Below are 22564 nucleotides of genomic sequence, written 5' to 3'. Positions count from 1 at the left end.
CTCACTCTCCCGTGACACCGGCCTGCTGGATGATGCGCGCCCACTTCGCGGCATCGGTGGCGATGACCTGGCCGAAGGCCTCGGGCCCATCCACGCCGGGCTCCACGCCCTGATCGCTCAATACCTGCCGGATCTCGGCCGTGCGCGATACCTGCGCCATGGCCTTGCGCAGCGTCTCCAGCACGGCAGGCGGCGTTTCCTTGGGCGCCACCAGGCCGAACCAGGAGTAGGCCTCATACGGCTTGCCGAGGGCGGACTGCAGCGTCGGCGTCTGCGGCAGCGGCGCGTAAGGCTGGGTGCCGCCCACGCCAAGGGCGCGCAGCTTTCCCGTCTTGACGAAGGGCTGCAATGCAGCCGCGGTGTCGAACACCAGGTCGACCTGTCCGCCGATGGCATCGGTGATCGCCGGGCTGCCACCGCGGTAAGGCACGTGGGTCAGCTTGATGCCGGCGACGTCGGCATACAGCTCGGTCGAGAGGTGACCGATGGAGCCCGTGCCGGCCGTGCCCACGGTCAGGCGTCCGTCACGTGCCTTGCGGGGCAGGTCGGCCAGCGAGGCGATGCCGCTGGCCGGCGAAGCCGCCAGCATCATCGGGCCGCGCAGGGCCATCCCGATGGGCACGAAGGACTGGGCGTCGTAGCGCAGGTTCTTGTAGAGGCCCGGCGCCACGGCAAGCGTGCTGGTGCCGCCCCACAGCAACGTGTAGCCGTCGGCAGGCGCGCGAGCGACGAAGGCGCTGCCGACGGTGCCGGCGGCCCCCGCACGGTTGTCGATGATCACAGGCTGGCCCAGTGTCTCGCCCAGCGCCTTGCCGTACACCCGGGCACTGGCGTCGGTGGGACCGCCCGCCGGGAAAGGCACGACGATGGTGATGGCGCGGGAGGGATAGGGAGCCTGGGCCAGCGCCGACACAACGGGCAAGGCCATCAGCGAGGCCGCGAGGGCGCGGCGCACAAGGGAAGTCATGGGTCTGTCTCCTGAAGGGGCGACCGGCACATCCCGCCGGTCCGATGCCCGATTGGAAGCGGCATGGCCAGCAAAGTAAAAGTCAGAAATAAAATCAATTGATGACTGATCTTTATCAAAGAAAAGTCGGGCCATGAACCTTTCGGCTCGGCAGTTGCGGGCCTTCGTGGCCGCCGCGCGGGTGCAGAGCTTCACCCGCGCGGCCGAGCAGTTGCACGTCACCCAGCCGGGGCTGAGCGCGATGCTCCGAGAGCTGGAGGCCCAGCTGGACTGCCGCCTCTTCGAGCGCACCACGCGCAGCGTGGCCCTCACGGCGCAGGGCATGGCCTTCCTGCCCACGGCCACGCGCGTGCTGAGGGAGCTGGACGATGCCGCTGCATCTTTGGGCCGCATCACAGCCACGCAGAAGCGTCGGCTGTCGGTGGGTGCCACGCCGGTCATTGCCTCGTCGGTGCTGCCGCAGGCCTGCGCGGTCTTCGCGCAGGCCCATCCGAACGTCGAGGTGGAGGTACAGGACCTGGACCGCGCGTTGATCTACGAACGGGTGCAGAGCGGGGTGCTCGATGCCGGCTTTGGCGCCTTCCTCACCACCTCGCGGGCGGTGCGCCGACGCAAGCTGCTCGATGCGCAGCTGCTGCTGATCCTGCCGGCGGACGAGTCACCAACGGAAGCTGCCCCATTGCGCTGGAAGGAAGCTCCTCGTCACGGGATGCTGGGCTTGCCGCCCACCAACCCCATCCAGCAGCAGGTGGAGGCCTCTCTGCGCGACAGCGGCGAGCCCGGCCAATTCGTGCAGAGCTTCAATCACCTGCACACGCTGCTGGCGATGGTCGAGGCCGGCCGCGGGGCGGCCGTGCTGCCCTCCTTCGTGGCTGGCGCCGCGGCGCGCTATCGCGTCGCGCTGCATGCACTGCGGCAGCCGGTGGTGCCCGTCGACTTCTTCGAGATCACCAAGGCAGGCCGAGAGGAAAGCGACCTGCTCACGGCATTCGCCGAATGCATCACGGCGGTGCTGTCACCCTGGACCTCCGCTGTCGGCGCACCACAGAAGCGCGGCCGGTCCACCCGGCCGCGCGCCTGAGCTGAGCGGGGGCGACGCCCGTTTCAACGGAGCGGACGCGCCGCCCACATGGGTCAGCCGGGCGACGCCCAGATGCGCTGCCAAGTGCGACCCAGCATGCCCCTTGCATTCCGGATGCCGCCCTGCAATGCCACGGGCACCGGCCGCCACGTCCCGTCGTCCCAACGCGCCACGCGGTAATTGAAGCTGTAGTCGGGTTCCGCGCCCATGCGCAGGTCCGACACGATCAGGTCGTCTCCGTCCCGTGCCGCCTTCATGAAGCCATGGGTGAACCAGCGCAGCCGCGCCACGGCGCGCTCCTGCGACAAGGCCTCCAGCGCCTGCACCTCGCTGGCATGGTGCGTGAAGCGCATGGGGCCGCTGTCGGCCACCAGCGAACGCTCGCCCTCCAGGAAGCCATCGGGCGTCATGACCACCACGCGCCACAACAGCGTGTTGAGCGGCGACGCCACGACCACCCGTGGCGCGTCCTGCAGACCCTGCGCCGCCAGCGCGCGTGCCGCGATGCGGTCCACCCACTGCTGTGCGACAAGGCTCCAGCCCAGGTACAGGCTGCTGAGCACCAGCGCGCCAGACAGCCATCGCCGGCCGCGTGGACGCGGCCCCGCCACCGCGGCCACGATCACGGCAATGAGCAAGGGCAGGGTGTAGAGCGGATCGATGATGAACACGCTGCCGCCCATCACAGGCGGCGTCGGCGAGGGCCACCACAGCTGGGTGCCATAGACGGTGAAGGCATCGAGCAGCGGATGCGTGATCAAGGCCAGCCAGATGGCGACGAGCCAGCCACGCGGCGCCTCGCGTACCCGTGCGCTCCAGCGCCGCGCCAGCAGCCACATCAGCCAGCCCGCCACCAGCAGCACCGGCAGCGAATGCGAAGGGCCGCGATGCCAGGTGACGTTGGTCACGGCATCGACGCCCATCCAGGCCAGCGGCAGACCGTCGAGGTCGGGCAGCGTGCCGAGCACGGCACCGGCGACGAGGGCCACGCGCCGGTCGCGGGCCGGCACGGCCACGGCGGCGACCGAGGCGCCGAGAACGATCTGGGTGAGGGAGTCCAAGCGATGTCGTCCCAGGGAAGGTCAAAAAACGGAGCGCGGATCGTCGCTCATGCGCCCGCCGCCGCCTGCCGGACATGGCCGACCAACGCGGCGCGCCATTGGACGACCTGCGGCAGTGGTGCCAGCTCGGCGCGCGTGATGAAGAACATGGGGCCCGACGGCAGGGGCCGCTGCAGCGCCAGCGCCTTCACCACGCCGCGTGCCTCGTAGTGCTCGACGGCCGTCTGCGGTGCCACGGCCAGCAGACGGCCGGCGCCGGCCAGCGCCAGACTGGTGTGGAAGGAGGTCGATTCCACCGCCGCCGCCGGCGGCTGCAGGCCACTCTCCAGGAACCAGCGCTCGACGTTGCGCCGCGTGTTGGTGGCCGGCGGCGGCAGGATCCAGCGCTCGGCCTGCAGCGTCGCCAGGGTGTGCCGCCGTCGGCCGACCAGCGGATGGCCGGGCGCGGCCGCGATGGCCATGCGCTCTTCCCACAGCCGCTCGATCTGCAGGTCGCCCGGGGCGTCCTCGCCCGCCTCGAGGCGGCCGATCACGCAGTCGACCTCACCGTCGCGCAGCAGGCGCATGAGCTGGTCCACGTTGGCCTCGCGCAGCACCAGCCGGGGCAGTTGCCCGGCTGCATCGACGTGGGCCGTGACCGCGGGCAGCACGGCCACGGCGACCAGCGGCAGGATGCCCATGCGCAGCACCGGCGTCGCCAGCGCCGCGTCCGCGCCTGCCGCGGCATCGAGCGCGCCGAGCGCCACACGCAGCCGGTCCAGCGCCACGCGGCCGGCGGGACTCAGCCGGGCGCCACGGGCGCTGCGCTCGATCAGGCCGACGCCCAGCGCGGCCTCGATCTCCTGCAGCATCTTGGTGGCGCCGGGCTGGCTCACCTGCAGGCGTTCGGCCGCTGCGCTCAGCGAGCCGGTCTCGGCCACCCAGTGCAGCAGCCGCAGGTGCCGCACGCGCAGGCGGTCCATGCGCCGGGCACGGCGCTCCTCATCGCGGGCGGTGGAGGCGGGCTCGGATCCTGGCTGGGCCATATCGATCGGTGATGGCTTCTTTCGAAACCAATAATTGTGTGGCATGGGCCGCGATTCCAGAATCGGCGCATCGAACGATGGAGACAACAGCAATGAACGAGACGACCCTGCGTCGGCGCCGGCTGCTGCTCGGCGCCCTGGGCCTGGCCGCCGGTCGCGGTGCCCTGGCGGCCGCGCCCGAGGCGACGGCGCGCTACCCCGAACGGCCCGTGCGGCTCATCGTGCCCTACGCCGCGGGCGGTGGCCCCGACATCCAGGCCCGCCTGCTCGGCCCCGTGCTGGGCAAGCAACTCGGCCAGGCGATGGTGCTGGAGAACAAGGTGGGCGCTGGCGGCATCCTGGCGGCCGAATACGTGAACCAGCAACCGCCCGATGGCTACACCCTGCTGCTGGGCAGCTCCACCCACGTCACGCAGAAGCTGCTTCAGCCCTCGGTCAAGTTCGATCCCCAGGCCTTCAGCCACATCTGCCGCACCGGCACCAGCGCCTGCCTGCTGGTGGTGGGCGCCGATTCGCCGCTGCGCAGCGTGGACGACCTGCTGGAGGCCGCACGGCGCGATCCCGGCCGGCTGAACTACGCCTCGGGCGGCATCGGCAGCGCAGCCCATCTGTTCGCGGCGGCCTTCCTGTCGGCGGCCGACGTGCAGGCCACCCATGTGCCCTATCGCGGCTCGGTGGAGATCGGGCTGGCGCTGATCCGCGGCGATGCGCAGTTCGCCTTCCCCGTCATCTCCACCGCCCTGCCCCAGGTGCGTGACGGCAAGCTGCGCGCCCTGGCCGTCACGGCCGGCGAGCCCGACCCGGCCCTGCCACAGGTGCCCACGCTCAACGAGGCCCTGCGGCGTCAGGACCTGAATTTGGTGTCGTGGTCCGGCATCTGGGGGCCGCCCGGCCTTCCGGATCCTCTGGTGCAGCGCCTGTTCGGCGCCGTGCGCGCGGCCATGCAGGACGCAGGCCTGCGCGCCGCCTACGCACGCGACGGCACGGTGCCCAGCGTATCCGAGTCGCCCGCCGAATTCAGCCGCTTCGTCGAGCGCGAGACCGTGCGCTACCGCACGCTCATCGCCCGCAACCGCATCAGCCTTCCATGAGCACCGCCACCATGCCCTCCCCCGCATCGCTCGCGCCCGTGACCGACTTCGCCCCGCTTGCCGGGGTGCGCATCCTGGACTTCTCGCATGTCATCGCCGGCCCCTTTGCCACATTCCTTCTGGCGCAGTTGGGCGCGCAGGTCACCAAGGTCGAGAGCCTTGACGGCGACGTGATGCGCCGGGCCGGCCAGGGCTGCGACAAGTTCCTGGCCCTCAACGCCGGCAAGCACCACCTTCGGCTGGACCTGCGCAGCGAGGAAGGCCGGCACCAGGCCGAGGCGCTGGCCCTGGCCAGCGACGTGGTGGTCGACAACCTGCGGCCCGGCGTGCTCGAAGGCTTCGGGCTGGGCTATGCGGCCCTGCAGGCGCAGCATCCGGGCCTGCTGTACTGCACCATCTCCGGCTACGGCCGGGGTGCGGAGGAATGGCGCGCCCGCCCGGCCTACGACCACGTCATCCAGGCAGCAAGCGGCATGGCCTGGATGGCCGGCGCCGAGGGCGATCCGCCTGTCAAGACCGGCTTTCCCGTCGTCGACTCGGCGACCGGCCTGCTGGCCGCACTGGCCATCCTGAGTGCGCTGCGGGAGCGCGAGCGCAGCGGCCGCGGCGCGCTGGTCGATGTCTCCATGGCCGGCGCGGCGCTGCAGCTCATGTACCCGCTGGCCTGTGACGCGCTCACCACCGGCAGCGTGCCGCCGCGCGTGGGCAACCAGGGCTACTCGGGCAGCCCCGCGGCCGACTTCTTCCAGGCCGAGGACGGATGGCTCGCCATCGGCGCGAACACGCCGCGCCAGTTGCAGGCCGTGCTGCAGGTGCTGGGCCTGGGCCATCTGGCTCGCGATCCCGCCGTGTTCGCGCAGCCGCTGGATGCAGGCGGCCCCGTGAGCTTCGTGCGGGCGCTCGACCCTGCCGCGCTCAAAGCGGCGCTGGCCCGTGCGATTGCAGCGCGCGGTGCCGCCGAACTCGAAGCCGCGATCAGCCAGGCCGGCGCCCCCGCCGCGCGACTGCGCACCATCGCCGAATTCAGCCGCGAGGCGGCCGACAACGGCTGCATCGGCACCGTGGCGCTGACCGAGGGAGAGACCACGGTGCGCTCGACGGGGCTGGGTTTCCAGGTCTACCGGCCGCGGGGCTGAGGCGCACGCGCCGCGGTGCGTTGCGCCGGATGGCGGACGCTCATCGCACGCCGATGGCCTTGTCCGTGGCCGTGGCGTCGAAGACCAGTCGCCCCGGCCACTGCGGCCAGGCTTTGCCCAGCGACGGATCGTTGGGATCGCCGCTGCGCGCGAAGGCGCCCAGGCTGGCCATCATGGCCTGCGACAGCGCCAGCCGCCCTGGCACGTTGGCGCGGCTGAACGAGATGTTGGCGAACAGCGAAGGGCCAAAGTTGCCGAAGACGAAAGGCAGGTCGAAGGCATGGGCCGCACCGAAGATACGGTCGAAGGGCGCGGGCAACTCGTCCCATTCGAATTCGTAGGCCCAGAGCTCGCGCTGTCGGCCGTGCAGCGCATTCATCATGTCGTCGCGGATGGCCGTGAACCACAGCCGGTCGAGCTCGGCCGCGCGGGCGTCGAAGCCGGTGCGCGGCGCATCGGTGGGCAGGTACGCGGGTGGAATCCATTGCTCGATGCGGGTCTGCGGCGACCCGTCGGGGTCGTAGCGGTAGGCCAGCGCAAAGACGGCCGCATCGTCCAGCAGCCGGCCGCTGGTGCCGCCCAGGTCCGGCCGCAGCGCGAAGAGCTGGGGAAAGAGCTTGGTCTCGTCGCGCGCATGCCCTGCCAGCACCGGCACCTTCACATAGCGGCCGGCGCGCACCGCGGCGATCGGGTCCGGGGGCAGCACCCAGCCGTCGGGAACGGGATTGGAGGCAGCCATGCCGCGGGCGGCGAGTCGCGTGCGGACCAGATCGAGCAGCGTGTCGGCCGGCATGGCGCGCAGCCAGGCTGCCAGTTGGGCCGGAGCAGCATCGCGTGCGAGCTGACGGGCCTGCGCTTCGTTCGCCGCATGGCCGCCCGCCACCAGACCTTCGAGCATCAAGGCCTCTGCGCGCGCTGCCCAGACGGTCCGGGGCAGCACGCCGGCGATGGCACCGCGCGGCAGCGTCGCCGCCGTGGACAGCCCGCCACTCAGCGCGGCCACGCGGTGGAACAGCGGCCGCTCGCGCGCCACCAGCATCGGCGAGACCATGAGCGCATCGACGTTGACGGCACCGGCGGACTGACCCATCAGCGTCACGCGCTCCGGATCGCCGCCGAAGGCCGCGATGTTGTCGGCCACGAAGCCCAGCGCCCGCACGATGTCCAGCAGCGCGAAGTTGCCCGAGTCCTCCTCGCGCTGGCCGGTCTTGAGCGGCGCTGCATCCAGGAAGCCGAAGATGCCGAGCCGGTAGTTGACGCTGACGACCACGGCGTCCTGCGAGCGCGCCAGCGCCGCCCCGTCATAGACCGGGTCGGCGGTGTAGCCGCTGATGTTGCTGCCGCCGTGGACGAAGACGATCACCGGCCGCGGCGCTACCGGACGGGAGGCAGGCGTCCAGATGTTGAGGTAGAGGCAGTCCTCCGACCCCACGGTGCGGCCGAGGGCGGTGCCCACGGTCTCGTCGTAGCGGTTGTTCAGACCGGGACCGTACAGCCGTTGCGTCTGGACGCAGGCCGGGGCGAAGCGGGTGGCGTCGCGCACCGCGGTCCACGGCTGCGGCGCCTGCGGCGCGCGCCAGCGCAGCGGGCCGATGGGCGGCTGCGCATACGGCACGCCCGTCCAGCGCCACGTGCCGTTCTGCGTGGCGTCATCGCGCCCGGCGACCGGGCCGAAGGTGGTGTCGCGCCGTAGGGCGTTCGCGCCCGAGCCCGCGCCCAGGTCGGCACAGGCGGCCACGCCGATGATGGTCGCCACGACGCTCGCCAGGCGCAGCACGCGGGCCAGCGGCCCGGCCCCAAGAATGACGCGGCTCATGATTCGGCCGTGATGTTGGCGGCCTTGATGATCTGCGCCCACTTGCGCGTCTCGGTGCCGATGAAGGCGCTGAAGGCCTCGGCCGTGCCGCCGCGCAGTTCCAGCCCGGCAGCCTCGGCTTTGCGCCGCACATCGGCGTCGGCGATGGCCGCATTGATCTCGGCATTGAGCCGCTCGACCACCGGCGCCGGCGTTCCGGCCGGCGCCAGCAGGCCGTACCAGCCATAGCCCACCACCTGCGCCAGGCCCTGCTCGCGCAGCGTGGGCGCGTCGGGGTAGAGCGGCGTGCGCGTCTCGTTGGCCACGCCCAGCACGCGCAGCTTGCCGGCCTGGATGTGCGGCACCGCGGTGGAGATGGCGGTGAGCGTGGCATCGATGCGCCCGGCCAGCAGCTCGGTGTAGGCCGGCGCATCGCCGCGGTACTGCACCACGATGCCCTTGGCGCCGGCCGCGCGCAGCAGCAGTTCGGCCGTGAGGTGCGGCGCCGAGCCCGCCCCCGGTGAGCCGAAGGTCGCGCCCTTGGGATTGGACTTGGCGTACTGCACAAACTCCGCCAGCGTCTTGTACGGCGCCTGCGCATTCACCACCAGGAAGAGCGGCGCGATGGCCGTGCTGCCGATGGCGGCGAAGCTTTTGTGCACGTCGTAGGGCAGGTCCTTGTAGAGCGCCTCGCCGATGGCGATGGGCGCGGCGGCATGCAGCAGCGTGTAGCCGTCGGGCGCGGCCTTGGCCACGTAGTCGTTGGCGATGCGCGTGCCGGCGCCCGCCTTGTTCTCGACCACCACGCTCTGTCCGAGGCGGCGGCCGAGAAAGTCGGCCAGCACCCGCGTGAGGATGTCGTTGGAACCGCCCGCGCCGTAGGGCGAGACGAGCCGGATGGCCCGCGCGGGCCAGGCATCGGCCGCAGCGGCATCAAGCGACCACGGCAGCGCCAGGCCGGCAGCGGCGGTGGCCAGGAAAAGGCGGCGGGGAAGGTTCTGGCTCATGTCGTTGTCTCCGTTCTTGCTTTGTCGTCGGGTCGCTCAGAGCCGCCGGATCGGCGGGTAGTCGAAGCGCAGTGCCAGGTGCGCCTCCTGCGGCTGGTAGAGGCGCAGCACCACGTAGAAGGGCTCGCCGGCCGGCGCCGGCAGCCAATTGAACCCCGGGCCGGGGTCCTCGGCCTGAAGGCGGATCGCCAGGCTGCCGTCGGGGCCATGCACCAAGCCCGGCGTGCGGTCGCCGATGGAATAGCGGTCGATGGGGTTGGCCACGAAGAGGCAGTCGCTGCGGCGGTACATGGTGAGCGACCAGAACGCGCCGACCTGCGGCCCGCAGCCAGGGGCGAAGCGCAGCTCGTAGCGGTGGGCGCCATCGAGCACGGAGCCGTCGGCGTCCACCTCGGCAGTGGGGTACATCGCCTCGTCCATGCCCAGCGCGCCGATGAAGTTGCGCGCGATGCGGGCGCGGGTGAGCCAGTCGTCGCCCCAGTGCGTGCGCACCATCACCGGGATGGCCCAGCCGCCGCCCAGGTCGTGCGGCTGGCCGGCGGTGCGCAGGTGCTCGTACACCGCCGGCAGCGCGGCGGCCAGGGCCTCGCACGCGGGTGGCCAGGCCAATGTCTCGCCCTCCGGCGGCGGGTTGCCGGCCAGCGCGGCATCCACCACGCGCCGGTAAGTGGTGGCGTCGGGTACGCGGATGTCGCGGCCGTCGATGCCCGTGTCGACACGCATCGCGGCGTCGCTGCCGTCCAGCCGCTGCATGCGCAGCGCGGCCTGCAGGCGCTGCACCTGCTGCGCATCCGGTCCGTCGTCCTCCACCAGGATGCGGCCGATGAGCCAGACGTCGTGGCCCGGGGCGGCAATGACCTGCGTCACCTCCGGCGGCACCGTGCCCTGCCAGCCCGGGCCGTGCACCAGCGTACGCTGCGGCCGGTTGCCGGTGGTGCGGCGGCCCACGTAGGCGAAGGGATTGGTCCAGGCATCGAGCAGGCCCAGCGTCCAGTAGCGATCGCCCATGTCCGGCGATTCGATCAGCACCGGCCCCTCGGACAGGTCCAGCCAGGCATTGCTGTAGACGGTGTCGTTGTTGGGGCTGACCACCTCCTTGTCCTGCGGACCGAGCCGGCGGTGGGTGTGGGTGAACTGGTTGACCCAGCGCCAGTGCGAGTCGCGCTCGGGCGCCGCGAATCCATGCTGCGGATGACGCCGGGCGGTGGTGGCGGCACGCATGCGCATCATCTCGAACAGCGGCAGGGTCTGGATCACCGCCTGCTCGGCGGCATCCGGATGGACAAGGTGGGTGTCAGGGCTCATCGGGTCGTCTCCGTCTCGTTGTTCTTGCGGCACCCACCGACGACGCCGTCGCGGCGCAGGGCGTCGATCTGCTCGGGCGAGAAGCCGAGGTCGGCCAGCACGGCCTCGGTGTCGGCGCCCACGGCCGGCGCCGCGGGCGGGGCGGCGCGCGGGGCGTCGTCCAACGTGTAGGGCAAGGCCAGCGTGGTGTAGCGGCTGCCATCGGCGGCCACCGCCTCGACCAGCATGCCGCTGGCCTGCACGTCGGCGCTCTGCAGCACCTGGCCGTAGCTGCGCACGGCGCCCACCACGATCTGGTTGCGGCTGAGCAGGGCCACGCATTCCTCGCTGCTGAAGGCGGACAGGCACTCGCGCAGCACGGTGCGCAGTTCGGCGCGATGGCGCACCCGCTGCGCATTGCTGCAGAAGCGCGGGTCGTCGACAAGCGCCTCGCGGCCCACCACGCGGCAGAAGCGGGCCCAGTGCTCGTCGGCATAGGCCGAGAGCACGATGTGGCCGTCGCGCGTGGGCACCACCTCGGCGGCCGGCGCGTTGTGAGGCTGGCCGTCGCCGATGCGGGTGGGCTCGGGCGCGCCGCCCAGGTAGTCGCTCCAGGTGGTGGCCTGCAGGTGCAGCGCCACTTCCAGCAGCGAGGTGCGCACCGTGGCGCCCTGCCCGCTGCGCTCCCGCCCATAGAGCGCGGCCAGCACGGCCTGCGCGCCCAGATGCGCCGCCGCCGCATCGACGATGGGCACGCCCACCTTCTGCGGCAGCCGGTCGGGCTCGCCGGTGACGGACATCAGGCCGCTTTCGGCCTGGGCCGCGATGTCGTAGCCGGGTCGCCCGCGCGACGGCCCCTGCAGGCCGAAGCCCGAAATCGACAGGTACACCAGCCGCGGATGACGCGCCCGCACCGCATCGGGGCCGAAGCCCAGCGCCTCCACCGCGCCCGGGCGCAGGTTCTGCACCAGCACGTCGCTGGCGCCGATCAGCCGCCAGGCCACGGCACGGCCGTCCTCGTGCTTGAGGTCCAGCGCGATGGACTGCTTGCCGCGGCTGTAGGCCCGCAGCATCGATTCGCCGTAGCGCCCGATGTGGCGCGCCTGGTCGCCGGCCAGCGGCTCGATCTTGATGACCTGCGCGCCCAGCTCGGCCAGCACCATGGCGGCGCCGGGACCAGCGATGTACTGGCCCATGTCGATCACGCGCACGCCTTCGAGGGGAGCGGCGGCGCGGACTGTCTCGGTCTCTTGGAAGCTCATGGACCGCGAAGTTACCGGCGGCGGCCATTCTTGAAAATTCAATAATCGTGAGGTCGTGATCACCAGGCGCTATCGCCGACCACCCCCATGGACAGCCGGACCGACCACCTCGTGCGCAAGCTGCGCCTGCGCCACCTCGAACTGCTGGTCGCGCTGAGCGAGACCGCCACCATGCGCGGGGCGGCCGCCCGCCTGCACCTGAGCCAGCCGGCGCTGAGCAAGATGCTGGGCGAGATCGAAGCCTGCTTCGACGCCCGCCTCTTCGAGCGAAGCCACCAGGGCATGCAGCCCAATGCGCTGGGCGCGAGCGCCGCCTACCGCGCGCGGGCGGTGCTCCATGAACTGGAACGCGCGACCGAGGAGGTGGCCGCACTGAAAAGCGGCGCTGTGGCTCTGCTGCGCGTCGGCGCGCCGTCGGTGACGGCTGCCGTGCCCGCCGCGGTGGCCGAGCTGCGCCGCCAGGTGCCCGGCACTGTCGTGCAGATTCGCGAAGGACGCGTGCACGAGCTGATCCAGCGGCTGCTGGCGGGTGAACTCGACTGTGTGTTCGGCGCAGTCACGCCCGAGCTGTTGGCCGCCGACATCATGCCGAGGCTGGAGCCCGTGCTCATGCTGGAGGACGAGCTGCACGTGCTGACGGCGGGGCCCCTGCCTCGCCCCGATAAGGGACGCCTGCGCTGGACCGACCTGCGGGATGCGCCATGGATGGTGCCTCCGCGCGACACGCTGGTGCGTCAGGCCTTCATGACCGCCTTTCTCAATGAGGCCGCGGCGCCGCCGACACCCGAGATCGAGGTCATGTCCTCCGTGACCATCGGGGCGCTGCTGCGAGCCGATCCCACCCTGCTGTGCGCTGTTCGCCGCGAGCACGCCACCGACGAACTGGCGCGTGGCGGCGTGCACCGCGTGGAGGTCACGCCCCGCGTACCGCTGCCCTCCTTCGGGCTGTTCATGCGGCAAGAGGACCTGCAGCGCCCGCCTGTCGTCCTTGCTTTTGCGGAAGCACTGCGCCGCGTGGCAAGGCCGCCACGGCCGCAGCGGCTGGATGCGCGCAAAACCCTCGAAGTACGAAGAACTCAGAGATCGTGACAAATTGTGTCACTAAAATCCGCGTGGTTTGCTGGGGCGCTTGTCTTTGCGGCGAATTCCGCAGGGGGGCGGACGAGCCCGGCGGCGGCTGGCACAAAGATCGCTTCAGCCGCCTGCCTTGCGGCTTGGACGGTCAACCCGCCCGCTGCGCCCCATGCGGCGTCAGACCCCTGTCACATCGCGAGAGGACATTTGCGTCATGGACCACAAGCAGTACGCGGCTCGGCGGAGGGCAGACCGCATCGGCAAGACGATCCTGGCCGTGCTTGCCGTCTGTCTGGTGGTGCTGATCGCCCTGCGGATGGCCTAAGCGACGCCATGCGGTCCTCCGGAGAGCGCGAGCAGCGCCGCGAGCGGTCACCGTGGAACGAGGCCCCTGCCACTAGAATGCGCGGCTTCGCGCTCACCTGCGAAACCGTGCCGCCTACGGCCACTCGTCCAGACCTTGTGCCGGCCTGTACGCAGCCCTTCTTCACTGCCCATAGCTCAACTGGATAGAGCAGCTGCCTTCTAAGCAGCAGGTCGGGGGTTCGAGTCCCTCTGGGCAGGCCATCCAAAGAAATTGAATCGGCCCGGTTTCCGTGGCGGCTGTTTGGCTTCTGTCACCCCGCCACGGTGGTGGCCTGACAGGCGAGTTGCCGGTAGTCGTTTGCTTCGGCCTCGGCCGGCGGGATGTCGAAGGCCACGTACAACCAGCCTTGCCAGGTCGGGACATAGGTGAAGTCGCTGACCCACAACTGGTTTGGCCGCTCGACACCGCGGCGGAGGCCAACGCAGTCGGCGCACCAGCTGTTGAGCGAGGATCAGCGCCAAAGCACCACCATCGCCACCATCGGCAGCGCCGTCATGACGAGCAGCGGCAACGTGAGACTGTGGCCGGCCAACGCGCCCACCAGTCCCGGACCGCCACCATGCCCACGCCAGTTCCCGAACAGCAGCGGAGCGAGGCAGAAGTCCGCGCCAGCGGAGCCGGAGCCGGAGCCGGTGGCGAGGATCTCCCTGGCGTCAGGCCGCGGGAACGTTGCGGGCGCGCGGGAAGCAGGAGCTGGGTCGGACTGCAAACGCATGGTGCGGTGATGGAAATGAAGGATCGAACCGCGGACAACGACCCCGCAAGTCCTGGCGCGCTTCCAGGCAGCGGATGCGCAGAAGTGGGGGCGCATGATCAAGTCTGCACGCATCGAACCGGAGTGCCCCTTTGCGCCCGATGCCCGGCGCAAGCAGCGCATTAACACGCATCTCGTTCAATCTCTGCGGCGTCCAAAGAAAATCCAACGTATCGGATTTCCGGCAAATGCGGTGCCGCAGGCCCTGCAAAAAGATGGCGCCCCGCCGGGCGCCAAACCACGGAAGAACCTCGTCCGTCCTAGTCGGCTGCCTTGAAGCCGGTCGCCTTGACCAGCGCGGCCCAACGGGCGGTGTCGCTGGCGATCTCGCTCTCGAATTCGGGGATCGAGACGTCGGGCACGTCGAAGTTCAGCATTTCCAGGCGAGCGCGGTAGGCCGGATCCTTGTGCGCCTTCATCACGGCGCTGCGGATCTGCTCCACGAGCTTCGGATCGGTGCTGCGCGGCACGAACACGCCGAACCAGATCGTTGTCGTCAGGTCGCCTTGGCTGACCTCCTGCAGCGTCGGCACGTCGGGCAGGTAGCGCGAGCGCTTCGGCCCGGTCACCGCAATGGCCCGCAGCTTGCCTTCCTTGATCTGCGGCGTCGCCGCTGCCAGTTGGGTGAAACCGAACGGAACCTGGCCGCCCAGGATGTCGGTGATCTGCGGCGCCGAACCCTTGTACGGAATGTGGACCATCTTCGTCTTCAGCTTCTCGTTGAGTTGGTAGCCGAGGAAGTGCGACGGCGTGCCGGGGCTGAACGAGGCATAGGCCGCCTTGTTGGCCGGGTCCTTGATCCACTGCGCCAGCTCCGCGAAGTTCTTCGCCTTGACCGAGGGATTCGTCACCAGCACCAGCGGAGCCTCGACGGCCTTCAGGACCGGGACGAAATCGGACGGCTTCCACCGTAGCTGCGCAAAGGCCGCCGGGTTGATGGTCATCATGGACTGCGTGCCGATCCACAGCGTCTTGCCGTCGGTGGCCTTCAGGGCCATCTCGGCACTGAGATTGCCGTTGGCGCCGGGCCGGTTGTCGACGATGAAGGTGCCACCGGTGGTCTTGTTGAGCTGATCGGCCAGGGCCCGGGCGAAGGGGTCGAGCGCGCCCCCCGCCGGCACGCCGACCATGATCGTCACCGGCTTGGTGGGCCAGGTCTGCGCCATCGCAGCGCCGCCCGCCATGCACAGCCCTGCCAACAGGGCACCCAATGCCCGCCTCGTCGTCTGTCGTTTCATCGTCGTCTCCACACCCGTCTCACCGACAGGCAAAGTTTTCAACGCTCTCGATGCAGCCCTGGCCCAGGCACACCGTGTGCGCCGGGCGAATCTAGGTCACGACAAGATGATTGCAAAAATGAACCATTCCTAGGGTTTGCGCGCCCTTGCCTACTTCCGATGGAACTTGCGGCGATCCGCATTCGGCAGTTGCCCGGGCGGCACCAGCGCGCCGGCGGTGGACTCCAGCATGGACATCAGGCGCCCCAGCTCGGCGCGGTCCTGCGCCGAAAGGCCTGCCAGCAGCGCGCCTTCGATCTCCTGCACCACCGGATACAGGTCCTCATAGATGTCCCGCGCCCGCTGCGTGAGGTGGATCTCGATGCAGCGCCGGTCGTTCGGACGCGGAATCCGTTCGGCCAGGCCGCGCGCCGCCAACTGCGTGACGGTGCGCGACGTGCGCGCGGGCTCGACGCTGGCACGCCGCGCCAGCGTCGTGGACAGCAGTGGCCCCTCCTGGCTCAGGACCACGATCAGCCGCCACTCGCGCCGGGTGATGCCGTACTTGCCTTCGCACAGCCGCACCAGGGGCTGCCCGCTCACCGAGGCCAGTTTGGCCAGTCGAAACAGAAACAGGTCGGCCGTTCTCTCCAAACGTCGTCTCCACCATCCATGTGCGCCGCATTGCGGGTGATCCCTGCGACGGATTAGAACAAGCGGTGCGCCACCTCCAGGGGTGCCGGCGAACGCTTGATGGCAGCCAGGACACGAGCGCCAAGATCCCTTCATTCGCGCAGCCGCAGCCGTGCGGAGATGGCCACGCAGGTTCTCAGGGCACGAGCACGAGCTTGCCCTGCACCGACCCCGCGTCGAGCAGCGCGTGCACCTCGCACGCCTGTGCGAGCGGATAGCTCGTCGTCGGCGAAGCCTTGACGGCGCCGTCGCGCATCAGGCCGATGGCGGTCTCCATCAGTGCGCGTCGCTGCGTGCGGTCGGCGTCGAAGGTGTGGATGGAGAAGGTGCGCACCGCCAGGCTGCGGCTGAGCAGCGAGCGCAGGGTCTGGAACACATCCTCGGCCGGCGGGCCGCCCGCGATGTTGTACGAGATGGCCGTGCCCATGGGCGCCAGCGCGCGGATACAGGCGATGAGCAGCCGGTCGCCGACGTGGTCGAAGGCCAGGTCCACACCGCGCCCGCCGGTGGCGGCCATCACCCGCTCGGGCAGGCCCGCCGGATCGCCGTCCACCAGCGTGGTCACGCCGTGGGCCAGTGCATGGGCCTGCTTGGCGGGTGTGGAGGCGGTGCCGATCACCGTCATGCCATGGTGCGCCGCCAGTTGCGTCAACGCCGTGGCCACGCCGCCCGCCGCACCGGGCACGAGGATCGAGCGCACGGGCAGACAGCCCTGCGTGCCCAGCAGCATGGCCTGCGCGAGCTGCACATTGCCCAGGCTCACGGCCTCGCTGTCCGAGATCGCATCGGGCAGCACGAAGGGCGCATCGGCCGGCACGGCGATGTATTCGGCATAGCAGCCACCGCGCTGCGGCAGCTCGCGCGCGCTGACGAACACGCGCTGGCCGACCCGGTCGGCCGGCACGCCCTCGCCCACCGCCTCGATCACGCCGGCCATCTCGTTGCCGGGAATGGCCGGCATGGGCGGCATCCACTTGTAGATCCCCTTGCGGATGAGCACGTCCGGCCCACCCGCGCCGATGGCGCGCGCACGCACCAGCACCTGGCCCGGCCCGCAGGCCGGTACGGGCAGTTCCACCGGCTCCAGCACCTCGGGGCCGCCAGGCACCCGCAGCTGGATCGCTTTCATCGTCGTCGCCATCGTGGGTCTTGCTCCTGCTGCTGGCACCGCACTCAACGCTGGCCGTCGTGGACCGAGACCTGTTCCTTGGTCAGGCCGCCGAGCCGGGCATGCACCCGGCCGCCGGTGCCCATGACCAGGGCGAACAGGATCTCGTCCGGGCGCGGTGCGTCCTGGATGCCGACCTCCATGCTGTTGAAGTGGCTGCGCACGTAGGCGGCGTGGATGTAGTGCAGCGGCACCATCAGGCGGTAGCCGGTGGCGGCCACGGCCTTGGCCGCCGGCACGATGGCCTTGGGCTCGCCCAGCACCGCGCGCATGGCCCAGCCGCCGGCCTCATGCCAGACGGCACCGTGCTCCATCTCGCCGTTCACGCCCACGATGGCGGCCTTGCTGTAGACCTCCACCTGGTCGCGGCCCAGCGTCTCCACCAGCTCCGTCGCGAGCAATGTGCCCAGCGAGCGCAGCTCGGCCATGAACGGCATCAGGTCGGGCTCGTAGCGGCCGGCATAGGGGTTGCGGATGACCGCGCATGCCGCCGCCAGCTTGAGCGGCCGGTCGACCGGCGGGCCGCCCTCGTGGTAGATGGTCTCGACGGTCAGGCTGCGCTTGCGGATCTGGATCAGGGACATGGGAGCACCTCGCTCGTTCATTGTTTGGGAATCTGGGCCTCGTTGACCACCACGGTCCACTTCTTGAGTTCGCTCTGGACCATGGCCGTCATCTCTTCGGGCGTGCTGCCGCGCGCCTCGCCACCGATGTCTTCGAGGCGCGTACGCACCTGCGGCTGCTGCAGCGCCTTTTGCACCGCGACGTTCAGTGGCTCGACGATGGCCCGGGGCGTACCTGCCGGCGCCATCAGGCCAGCCCAGGATGTGACCTCGTAGTCTGGCACGCCCTGCTCCGCCACCGTCGGCAGCTCGGGCATCTGGCCCCAGCGGCGCGCGCCGGTGGTGGCGATGGCGCGCATCTTGCCCGCCTTGATGTTGCCCATCGCGGCCGTGGGCGGCGCGATGATGAAGGGCACCTCGCCCGACAGCAGCGCCGTGACCGAGGCCGCGTCGCCACGGTAGGGCACGTGCAGCATGCGAGCGCCGGACATCTTCACCAGCAGTTCGCCGGCCAGGTGGTGCGTGGAGCCGATGCCGGCCGTGCCGTACGACACCTGGCTGCCCGGCGCACGCGCCGCCTTGAGCAGGTCGGCCAGCGAGGCATAGGGCGAATCGGCCTTCACCACGATCAGGAAGGGAAAGAAGGTGATCGTGGAGATGCACTCGAAGTCGGCCACCGTCTGGTAGCTGAGCTTGTTGTAGAGCGCCCCCGCCACCGCATGGCCGCCGGTGGCCAGCAGCAGCGTGTAGCCGTCGGGCTTGGCCCGGGCCACCGCCGCCGAGGCGAGGGTGCCACCTGCGCCTGTCTGCGCCTCGACCACGAAGGGCTGGCCCAGGGTCTTGCCCATTTCGGCGCCGACCACGCGGGCGATGGTGTCGGCATTGCCGCCGGCCGCAAAGCCCTGCAGCACGCGGATGGGCTTGTCGGGATAGCCCTGCGCCCGGGCTGTGAAGGGAAAGCTGCAGGCAAAGCCGAGGCCTGCAGCGAGAGCATCTCTACGCCGCATGATGGTTGTCTCCATTGAATTTCTTATGGCTCGCACCACCGGGCTGCCGGTGGGCGATGTGTCGCGCATCCCGGCCGGGATGCGCCGCACTCAGGGGCATCGACAGGCGCCGTCAGCGCCTGCCGATGCAGGGCTTCAGGCCTGCTGGACGATGGGGTTGCGCAGGATGCCGATGCCCTCGATCTCGACCTCGCAGACATCGCCCGGCTTCATGAACTGGGGCGGCTTCTTGCTCCAGCCCACGCCGGCCGGCGTTCCGGTGGCGATCACGTCGCCGGGGCTCAGGGTGAAGATGGTCGACGCGTAATTGATGAGCGTCGGGATGTCGAAGATCATGTGGCCGGTGTGGCTGGACTGCACCACCTGGCCGTTCAGGCGGGTCTCCAGCTTGAGCTGGCGACCGGGCGCGATCTCGTCGGCGGTGACCATCCAGGGGCCGAAGCCGCCGGTCGATTCGAAGTTCTTGCCCGAGGCGATCTGCTTCGCATGGAACTGCCACTCGCGCACGCTGCCGTCGTTGTAGCAAGAGTAGCCGGCGACGTGCTCGTAGGCCTTGTCCTTGGGGATGTCACGGCCGCCCTTGCCGATGATGACGGCCAGCTCGCCTTCCCAGTCCAGCGAATCCGACACCTTCGGATTGACGATGGGCGCGTTGTGCGCCGTCTGCGAGCGCCACACGCGCAGGAAGATCGGCGGCATCTCCGACAGCTCGCGCTGCATGCCGGCGGCCAGCACTTCCTGGTGGTGGTCCATGTAGTTGCGCACGGCGCAGACGATCTTCTCGGGCCGCGTGATCACCGGCAGGTAGGTGATGTCGGCCAGCTTGGCCACCACGGGCAGGCCTTCGACATGCTGGGCCGCCTGCAGGTAGTCGCCGGAGGCGATGTAGTCGGCCAGCGTCGGCTGCTGCGGGCGGGCCTGGCCGAGGTCGACGACGCCGTCGCCGACGACGGCGCCCCAGGTTTCACGGCCTTGGTGGAGGAAGGACAGCAGTTTCATGGGTGCTCCATTCGAGTGGGAAAGAGGTGAGTCGAGGGTGCGGTGCCAGAACCGGCACCGCGTGGATCACGCGCGGGCAGCCGATGCCGCAGCAGCGGGGGCCTTGGCCTGGAACCGGGCCTGCCACTGGTCCAGCGGCATGAAGGTGGGATCGGCGCGGCAGATGGCCTCGGTCTCGCGCATCAGCGTCTCGTCGTCCTTGTCGAGGTCGAGCGGATCGCCGTGCGGCTGGGCCACGTAGAAGGGCATGTCCACGTACACCTCGACGGTGTTGCCTTCGGGGTCGCGCATGTACATCGACAGCGCGTTGCCATGGTTGAGGCCGCGCACCTCGGTGGCGCCCCGCTCCCGGGCGCGCTGCGTGACTTCGCGCAGGTGCTGGATGCTCGGCACGACGAAGGAGATCTGCATCACCGTGCTGAACGTGGCGTCGGCGGGCCGCCCCGAAGCCAGCACCAGCTGGTGGTGCTGGTCCTCGCTGGCACTGGTGAACACCAGCTCGTTCTTGAAGGTGCTGCCCACGCCGCGATCGGTGATCGTGAGGTCGAAGGTCTCGGTGTAGAAGGCCACCATCTTCTCCAGGTCGGTCACGAAGATGCCGAAGTGGGAAGGCGTGGGCCGCAGGACTTTGAGCATTTGGGGTCTTGTCTCCGTTGTTGTCTCGAATGGATCGCCGGCCAAGCCGCTTCAGGGCGGCGGCAGGTCTTTCAGGATGTTCTCGACGTTGCGCTGCGTGCTGCGCATGTGCTCTTCGAGCAGAGCGCAGGCGGTGTCGGCGTCGCGCCGCAGGGTGGCGTCCATGAGCCGGCGGTGCTCGTTGGTCTTGCGCTTGGCCACCTTGCGGAAGCGCCCGCTGAAGCGCCGGTAGCGCTCGGCCTGGTCGAACAGGCTTTCGCCCCAGCGCCGCTGCCGTTCCGAAGGACAGGCAGCCAGCAAAGAGAGGTGGAAGGCACGGTGCAGGTCGGACCATTGGTCGTCCAGGATCACCGGGCCGTCGGGCAGGCGGGACTCGACCAGCTCCAGCCGGTGGAAGGCCGCCACCACCTCGCTCTCCCAGCGATCGTCGCCGTGCTGGATGGAATCGCGCAGGGCCGGCACGTCGAGCATCAGGCGCATGCGAGTGATGTCGGCCATGTCCTCGGCCGACAGCGGCGCGACGCGAAAGCCCCGGCGCTCGTCGGCGCGGATGAGGCCTTCCTGCGCCAGCCGGCTGAGGGCTTCACGCAGCGGACTGCTGGAGAAGCCGTAGGCGTTCTGCAGCTCGTCCACCTTCAGCTTGACGCCCCCGGCGTAGGTGCCGCTGAGCACGTCCTGCCGCAGCCGGGCAAAGGCCTGGTCCACCAGCGTGGGTTCGCGCAAGACGACATCCGTTTTCTGCATGGACACGATTTTATGCATAAACTTTTCTTCCGTGCATAGTTCAATGGATTGATCGATGAATGTTTTTTCCGACACCCAGCCGGCTGCGGCGATTCGCCTGCTGGCCATCTCCGGCAGTCTGCGCCGCGCCTCGCACAGCACCGCGGTGCTGCGCCACATGGCGACGCTGCTGCCCGCAGACGTCCAGCAGCGGCTCTTCACGCTGGAGGAGATACCGCCCTACGACGGCGACCTGGACGGCCCCCAGCCGCCCGCGGCCGTCGCGGAGCTGAAGGATGCCATTGCCCAGGCCGATGGACTGGTGATCTGCTCGCCGGAATACAACTACGGCATGCCCGGCGTGCTGAAGAACGCGATCGACTGGGCCTCGCGCCCGGCCTTCGTGTCGCCGCTCAAGGGCAAACCCGCGCTCGTGATTACTGCATCGCCCGGCGCCCTGGGCGGGGTGCGGGCCCAGGCCCAGATTCGCGATGCACTGGCCGCCACGCTGGCCCGGCCGCTGTCGCGGCCCCATGTGGCCATTCCGCTGATCGCCTCCCGCTTTCAGGATGGCCGGCTGAGCGACGCTACGACGCTGGAGATGCTCCAGGCGGGTCTGGCCGACCTGCTGGCGGAGATCCGCCTGCTGGCCGCCGCGCGCGGCTGAGGACTCAGTCGTCCTGCTTCTGCCAGCCGGGCAACCACTGCAGCAGGTGCTCGGCGAAAGCCTCGGCCGCGGGCGGCAGGGTGCGCACCGTCGAGCGGTAGAGGCAGACCGTGCGCACCGTCTCGGGCTCGACCACGCGGCGCATCACAAGGCCGAGGGGCCGCGCCACCACGCCCACGTAGGCCGGCGCGAGCGTGGCCGCCAGCCCCTGGGCGGCGATGCCCAGGGCGGTGGAGACGTTGTCCACCACGTCGACCGGCTCCACCCGTGCATCCGCTGGCGCATTCACATGCATCTGCGAAACGCTGCGCTCATGGTCGCGCCCCGCCGCCACCAGGGCATGGCCGTGCAGGTCGGTCCACCGCAGCTGCCTGCGGCGTGCCAGCGGATGGTCCGGGGCGCACCACAGCACCCACCGGCTGTCGAAGACGGCGGTACCTTGCACACCTTCGCCGGTGGGCCGATCCGGCCCGACCGCCAGATCGACGTCGCCGGCCGTCACCGCATCCACCAGCTGGTCGACCGGCAGATCCTTTACCCGCACGACAACACGAGGCCGCAGCGCCTGGAAGGCGCCGATGGCCGCAGGGATGGCGGTGCCGGCCAACACCTGGGGCGCACCGACCCGCACGATGCCGGCCGCCTGATTGCGCACGTCGGAGGCCGCGATCTCCGCGGCCTGCACATGCCGCAGGACCGTCTCGGCGGGCCCCAGAAAGTGCTGGCCCGCGCTGGACAGCGCCACGCGCCGCGTGGTGCGCTCGAAGAGGCGGAAATCGACGATGGCCTCCAGCTCGGCGATCAGCTGGCTCACGGCCTGCGCCGTCAGCCCCATGCGCTGCGCGGCCCCGGTGAAGCTGCGCTGCTCCGCCACGGCGACGAAAGCCTCGAGCTGGCGAAGGGTGTAGCGCGTCAGGGCCATCGGTCGATTATCAAGCGCTGCTTGATCACTGTTCCAAATTCATTGCTTGTGGTGGACGGCCGCCC

General features: G+C 70.0%; 23 protein-coding genes, 1 tRNA gene and 1 pseudogene. 7 read left to right on the top strand and 18 right to left on the bottom strand.

The features are described from left to right. Position 1 precedes the first annotated feature (1 nt). Complete coding sequence (locus ABIC63_RS11090) at positions 2–967, bottom strand: Bug family tripartite tricarboxylate transporter substrate binding protein (RefSeq protein ID WP_294372990.1); 966 nt, start codon at positions 965–967, stop codon at positions 2–4. A gap of 133 nt (positions 968–1100) precedes the next feature. Between ABIC63_RS11090 and ABIC63_RS11085 the strand changes: the two genes are divergently transcribed. Next, the gene (locus ABIC63_RS11085; RefSeq protein ID WP_354319784.1) at positions 1101–2048 is read left to right on the top strand and encodes a LysR family transcriptional regulator; all 948 of its coding nucleotides are present in this window, start codon (positions 1101–1103) and stop codon (positions 2046–2048) included. A 53-nt stretch (positions 2049–2101) separates the two neighbouring features. On the opposite strand, the gene ABIC63_RS11080 is transcribed toward ABIC63_RS11085, so the two are convergent. Together ABIC63_RS11080 and ABIC63_RS11075 are read right to left on the bottom strand one after the other, a co-directional pair. Beyond that, positions 2102–3109, bottom strand: a complete 1008-nt coding sequence (locus tag ABIC63_RS11080) for a metal-dependent hydrolase (RefSeq protein WP_354319783.1) — start codon at positions 3107–3109, stop codon at positions 2102–2104. Between the two features lie 47 nt (positions 3110–3156). Next, positions 3157–4134: a LysR substrate-binding domain-containing protein gene (locus tag ABIC63_RS11075; RefSeq protein WP_354319782.1), complete on the bottom strand. Its 978-nt coding sequence runs from the start codon at positions 4132–4134 to the stop codon at positions 3157–3159. A 92-nt stretch (positions 4135–4226) separates the two neighbouring features. Here ABIC63_RS11075 and ABIC63_RS11070 point away from each other — a divergent pair, with 92 nt between their 5' ends. Together ABIC63_RS11070 and ABIC63_RS11065 are read left to right on the top strand one after the other, a co-directional pair. After that, complete coding sequence (locus ABIC63_RS11070; protein ID WP_354319781.1) at positions 4227–5225, top strand: tripartite tricarboxylate transporter substrate binding protein; 999 nt, start codon at positions 4227–4229, stop codon at positions 5223–5225. After that, on the top strand, positions 5222–6361 hold the full coding sequence (locus ABIC63_RS11065; RefSeq protein ID WP_354319780.1) for a CoA transferase: 1140 nt from the start codon (positions 5222–5224) through the stop codon (positions 6359–6361). The genes ABIC63_RS11070 and ABIC63_RS11065 overlap by 4 nt, the downstream gene beginning before the upstream one ends. A 40-nt stretch (positions 6362–6401) precedes the next feature. Here the strand turns inward: ABIC63_RS11065 and ABIC63_RS11060 are convergent, their stop codons facing one another. The 4 genes from ABIC63_RS11060 to ABIC63_RS11045 are packed head-to-tail and all read right to left on the bottom strand — an operon-like array spanning position 6402 to position 11709. After that, positions 6402–8177: a carboxylesterase/lipase family protein gene (locus tag ABIC63_RS11060; protein ID WP_354319779.1), complete on the bottom strand. Its 1776-nt coding sequence runs from the start codon at positions 8175–8177 to the stop codon at positions 6402–6404. Next, complete coding sequence (locus tag ABIC63_RS11055; RefSeq protein WP_354319778.1) at positions 8174–9163, bottom strand: Bug family tripartite tricarboxylate transporter substrate binding protein; 990 nt, start codon at positions 9161–9163, stop codon at positions 8174–8176. Before ABIC63_RS11055 ends, ABIC63_RS11060 begins: the two co-directional genes overlap by 4 nt. Before the next feature lie 36 nt (positions 9164–9199). Next, complete coding sequence (locus ABIC63_RS11050) at positions 9200–10468, bottom strand: DUF1254 domain-containing protein (RefSeq protein ID WP_354319777.1); 1269 nt, start codon at positions 10466–10468, stop codon at positions 9200–9202. Then, the gene (locus ABIC63_RS11045; RefSeq protein ID WP_354319776.1) at positions 10465–11709 is read right to left on the bottom strand and encodes a CaiB/BaiF CoA transferase family protein; all 1245 of its coding nucleotides are present in this window, start codon (positions 11707–11709) and stop codon (positions 10465–10467) included. Before ABIC63_RS11045 ends, ABIC63_RS11050 begins: the two co-directional genes overlap by 4 nt. Positions 11710–11796: 87 nt before the next feature. Between ABIC63_RS11045 and ABIC63_RS11040 the strand changes: the two genes are divergently transcribed. Continuing rightward, a complete protein-coding gene (locus ABIC63_RS11040) occupies positions 11797–12798 on the top strand; it encodes a LysR family transcriptional regulator (RefSeq protein WP_354319775.1) in 1002 nt (333 codons plus the stop codon). Positions 12799–13273: 475 nt separating this feature from the next. Further along, a tRNA-Arg gene (locus ABIC63_RS11035) sits at positions 13274–13350 on the top strand. 50 nt (positions 13351–13400) lie between these two features. Here the strand turns inward: ABIC63_RS11035 and ABIC63_RS11030 are convergent. Both ABIC63_RS11030 and ABIC63_RS11025 read right to left on the bottom strand, forming a co-directional pair. After that, positions 13401–13535 carry a hypothetical protein gene (locus ABIC63_RS11030; RefSeq protein WP_354319774.1) on the bottom strand — a complete coding sequence of 45 codons (135 nt, stop codon included), beginning with the start codon at positions 13533–13535 and terminating at the stop codon, positions 13401–13403. A 66-nt stretch (positions 13536–13601) separates the two neighbouring features. Next, positions 13602–13865 carry a hypothetical protein gene (locus ABIC63_RS11025; protein ID WP_354319773.1) on the bottom strand — a complete coding sequence of 88 codons (264 nt, stop codon included), beginning with the start codon at positions 13863–13865 and terminating at the stop codon, positions 13602–13604. A 25-nt stretch (positions 13866–13890) separates the two neighbouring features. Between ABIC63_RS11025 and ABIC63_RS29920 the strand changes: the two are divergent. Further along, positions 13891–13989 (top strand): annotated as a pseudogene (locus ABIC63_RS29920) (tripartite tricarboxylate transporter substrate binding protein); the annotation flags it as partial. Between the two features lie 175 nt (positions 13990–14164). Here the strand turns inward: ABIC63_RS29920 and ABIC63_RS11015 are convergent. From ABIC63_RS11015 to ABIC63_RS10980, 8 genes are all read right to left on the bottom strand, one after another. Next, positions 14165–15142, bottom strand: coding sequence for a Bug family tripartite tricarboxylate transporter substrate binding protein (locus ABIC63_RS11015; protein WP_354319771.1), 978 nt, complete (start codon positions 15140–15142; stop codon positions 14165–14167). A gap of 150 nt (positions 15143–15292) precedes the next feature. Next, positions 15293–15724: a MarR family transcriptional regulator gene (locus tag ABIC63_RS11010; protein ID WP_354319770.1), complete on the bottom strand. Its 432-nt coding sequence runs from the start codon at positions 15722–15724 to the stop codon at positions 15293–15295. A 226-nt stretch (positions 15725–15950) separates the two neighbouring features. After that, complete coding sequence (locus tag ABIC63_RS11005) at positions 15951–16943, bottom strand: zinc-dependent alcohol dehydrogenase family protein (RefSeq protein ID WP_354319769.1); 993 nt, start codon at positions 16941–16943, stop codon at positions 15951–15953. Positions 16944–16987: 44 nt separating this feature from the next. Continuing rightward, positions 16988–17566 carry an amino acid synthesis family protein gene (locus ABIC63_RS11000; protein ID WP_294372959.1) on the bottom strand — a complete coding sequence of 193 codons (579 nt, stop codon included), beginning with the start codon at positions 17564–17566 and terminating at the stop codon, positions 16988–16990. A gap of 17 nt (positions 17567–17583) precedes the next feature. Then, positions 17584–18552, bottom strand: a complete 969-nt coding sequence (locus ABIC63_RS10995) for a tripartite tricarboxylate transporter substrate binding protein (protein WP_354319768.1) — start codon at positions 18550–18552, stop codon at positions 17584–17586. Between the two features lie 135 nt (positions 18553–18687). Then, the gene (locus tag ABIC63_RS10990) at positions 18688–19551 is read right to left on the bottom strand and encodes a fumarylacetoacetate hydrolase family protein (RefSeq protein WP_294372956.1); all 864 of its coding nucleotides are present in this window, start codon (positions 19549–19551) and stop codon (positions 18688–18690) included. A gap of 66 nt (positions 19552–19617) precedes the next feature. Beyond that, entirely contained in the window at positions 19618–20187 is a 570-nt protein-coding gene (locus ABIC63_RS10985; protein WP_354319767.1) for a VOC family protein, read from the bottom strand. A gap of 51 nt (positions 20188–20238) precedes the next feature. After that, complete coding sequence (locus ABIC63_RS10980) at positions 20239–20949, bottom strand: GntR family transcriptional regulator (protein WP_354319766.1); 711 nt, start codon at positions 20947–20949, stop codon at positions 20239–20241. 37 nt (positions 20950–20986) lie between these two features. Here ABIC63_RS10980 and ABIC63_RS10975 point away from each other — a divergent pair, with 37 nt between their 5' ends. Further along, the gene (locus ABIC63_RS10975) at positions 20987–21577 is read left to right on the top strand and encodes an NADPH-dependent FMN reductase (RefSeq protein ID WP_354319765.1); all 591 of its coding nucleotides are present in this window, start codon (positions 20987–20989) and stop codon (positions 21575–21577) included. 4 nt (positions 21578–21581) lie between these two features. On the opposite strand, the gene ABIC63_RS10970 is transcribed toward ABIC63_RS10975, so the two are convergent. Beyond that, positions 21582–22499 carry a LysR family transcriptional regulator gene (locus tag ABIC63_RS10970; protein ID WP_354319764.1) on the bottom strand — a complete coding sequence of 306 codons (918 nt, stop codon included), beginning with the start codon at positions 22497–22499 and terminating at the stop codon, positions 21582–21584. Positions 22500–22564 lie beyond the last annotated feature (65 nt).

This window comes from Pseudacidovorax sp. 1753, from assembly GCF_040544975.1.
GTDB lineage: Bacteria > Pseudomonadota > Gammaproteobacteria > Burkholderiales > Burkholderiaceae_C > Xenophilus.
Note: the sequence above shows the minus strand (reverse complement) of the source record. Positions and strands in the feature narration are given on the sequence as shown.

Excerpts from the sequence above, each read along its gene's own strand:
- ABIC63_RS11005 (WP_354319769.1), bottom strand. The coding sequence starts at position 16,943 with ATGAAAGCGATCCAGCTGCGGGTGCCTGGCGGCCCCGAGGTGCTGGAG.
- ABIC63_RS11040 (WP_354319775.1), top strand. The coding sequence starts at position 11,797 with ATGGACAGCCGGACCGACCACCTCGTGCGCAAGCTGCGCCTGCGCCAC.
- ABIC63_RS11025 (WP_354319773.1), bottom strand. The coding sequence starts at position 13,865 with ATGCGTTTGCAGTCCGACCCAGCTCCTGCTTCCCGCGCGCCCGCAACG.
- ABIC63_RS11000 (WP_294372959.1), bottom strand. The coding sequence starts at position 17,566 with ATGTCCCTGATCCAGATCCGCAAGCGCAGCCTGACCGTCGAGACCATC.
- ABIC63_RS10985 (WP_354319767.1), bottom strand. The coding sequence starts at position 20,187 with ATGCTCAAAGTCCTGCGGCCCACGCCTTCCCACTTCGGCATCTTCGTG.
- ABIC63_RS11060 (WP_354319779.1), bottom strand. The coding sequence starts at position 8,177 with ATGAGCCGCGTCATTCTTGGGGCCGGGCCGCTGGCCCGCGTGCTGCGC.
- ABIC63_RS10980 (WP_354319766.1), bottom strand. The coding sequence starts at position 20,949 with ATGCATAAAATCGTGTCCATGCAGAAAACGGATGTCGTCTTGCGCGAA.
- ABIC63_RS10975 (WP_354319765.1), top strand. The coding sequence starts at position 20,987 with ATGAATGTTTTTTCCGACACCCAGCCGGCTGCGGCGATTCGCCTGCTG.
- ABIC63_RS11050 (WP_354319777.1), bottom strand. The coding sequence starts at position 10,468 with ATGAGCCCTGACACCCACCTTGTCCATCCGGATGCCGCCGAGCAGGCG.
- ABIC63_RS11045 (WP_354319776.1), bottom strand. The coding sequence starts at position 11,709 with ATGAGCTTCCAAGAGACCGAGACAGTCCGCGCCGCCGCTCCCCTCGAA.
- ABIC63_RS11075 (WP_354319782.1), bottom strand. The coding sequence starts at position 4,134 with ATGGCCCAGCCAGGATCCGAGCCCGCCTCCACCGCCCGCGATGAGGAG.
- ABIC63_RS11015 (WP_354319771.1), bottom strand. The coding sequence starts at position 15,142 with ATGAAACGACAGACGACGAGGCGGGCATTGGGTGCCCTGTTGGCAGGG.
- ABIC63_RS11065 (WP_354319780.1), top strand. The coding sequence starts at position 5,222 with ATGAGCACCGCCACCATGCCCTCCCCCGCATCGCTCGCGCCCGTGACC.
- ABIC63_RS11085 (WP_354319784.1), top strand. The coding sequence starts at position 1,101 with ATGAACCTTTCGGCTCGGCAGTTGCGGGCCTTCGTGGCCGCCGCGCGG.
- ABIC63_RS11090 (WP_294372990.1), bottom strand. The coding sequence starts at position 967 with ATGACTTCCCTTGTGCGCCGCGCCCTCGCGGCCTCGCTGATGGCCTTG.
- ABIC63_RS10990 (WP_294372956.1), bottom strand. The coding sequence starts at position 19,551 with ATGAAACTGCTGTCCTTCCTCCACCAAGGCCGTGAAACCTGGGGCGCC.
- ABIC63_RS11070 (WP_354319781.1), top strand. The coding sequence starts at position 4,227 with ATGAACGAGACGACCCTGCGTCGGCGCCGGCTGCTGCTCGGCGCCCTG.
- ABIC63_RS10970 (WP_354319764.1), bottom strand. The coding sequence starts at position 22,499 with ATGGCCCTGACGCGCTACACCCTTCGCCAGCTCGAGGCTTTCGTCGCC.
- ABIC63_RS11055 (WP_354319778.1), bottom strand. The coding sequence starts at position 9,163 with ATGAGCCAGAACCTTCCCCGCCGCCTTTTCCTGGCCACCGCCGCTGCC.
- ABIC63_RS10995 (WP_354319768.1), bottom strand. The coding sequence starts at position 18,552 with ATGCGGCGTAGAGATGCTCTCGCTGCAGGCCTCGGCTTTGCCTGCAGC.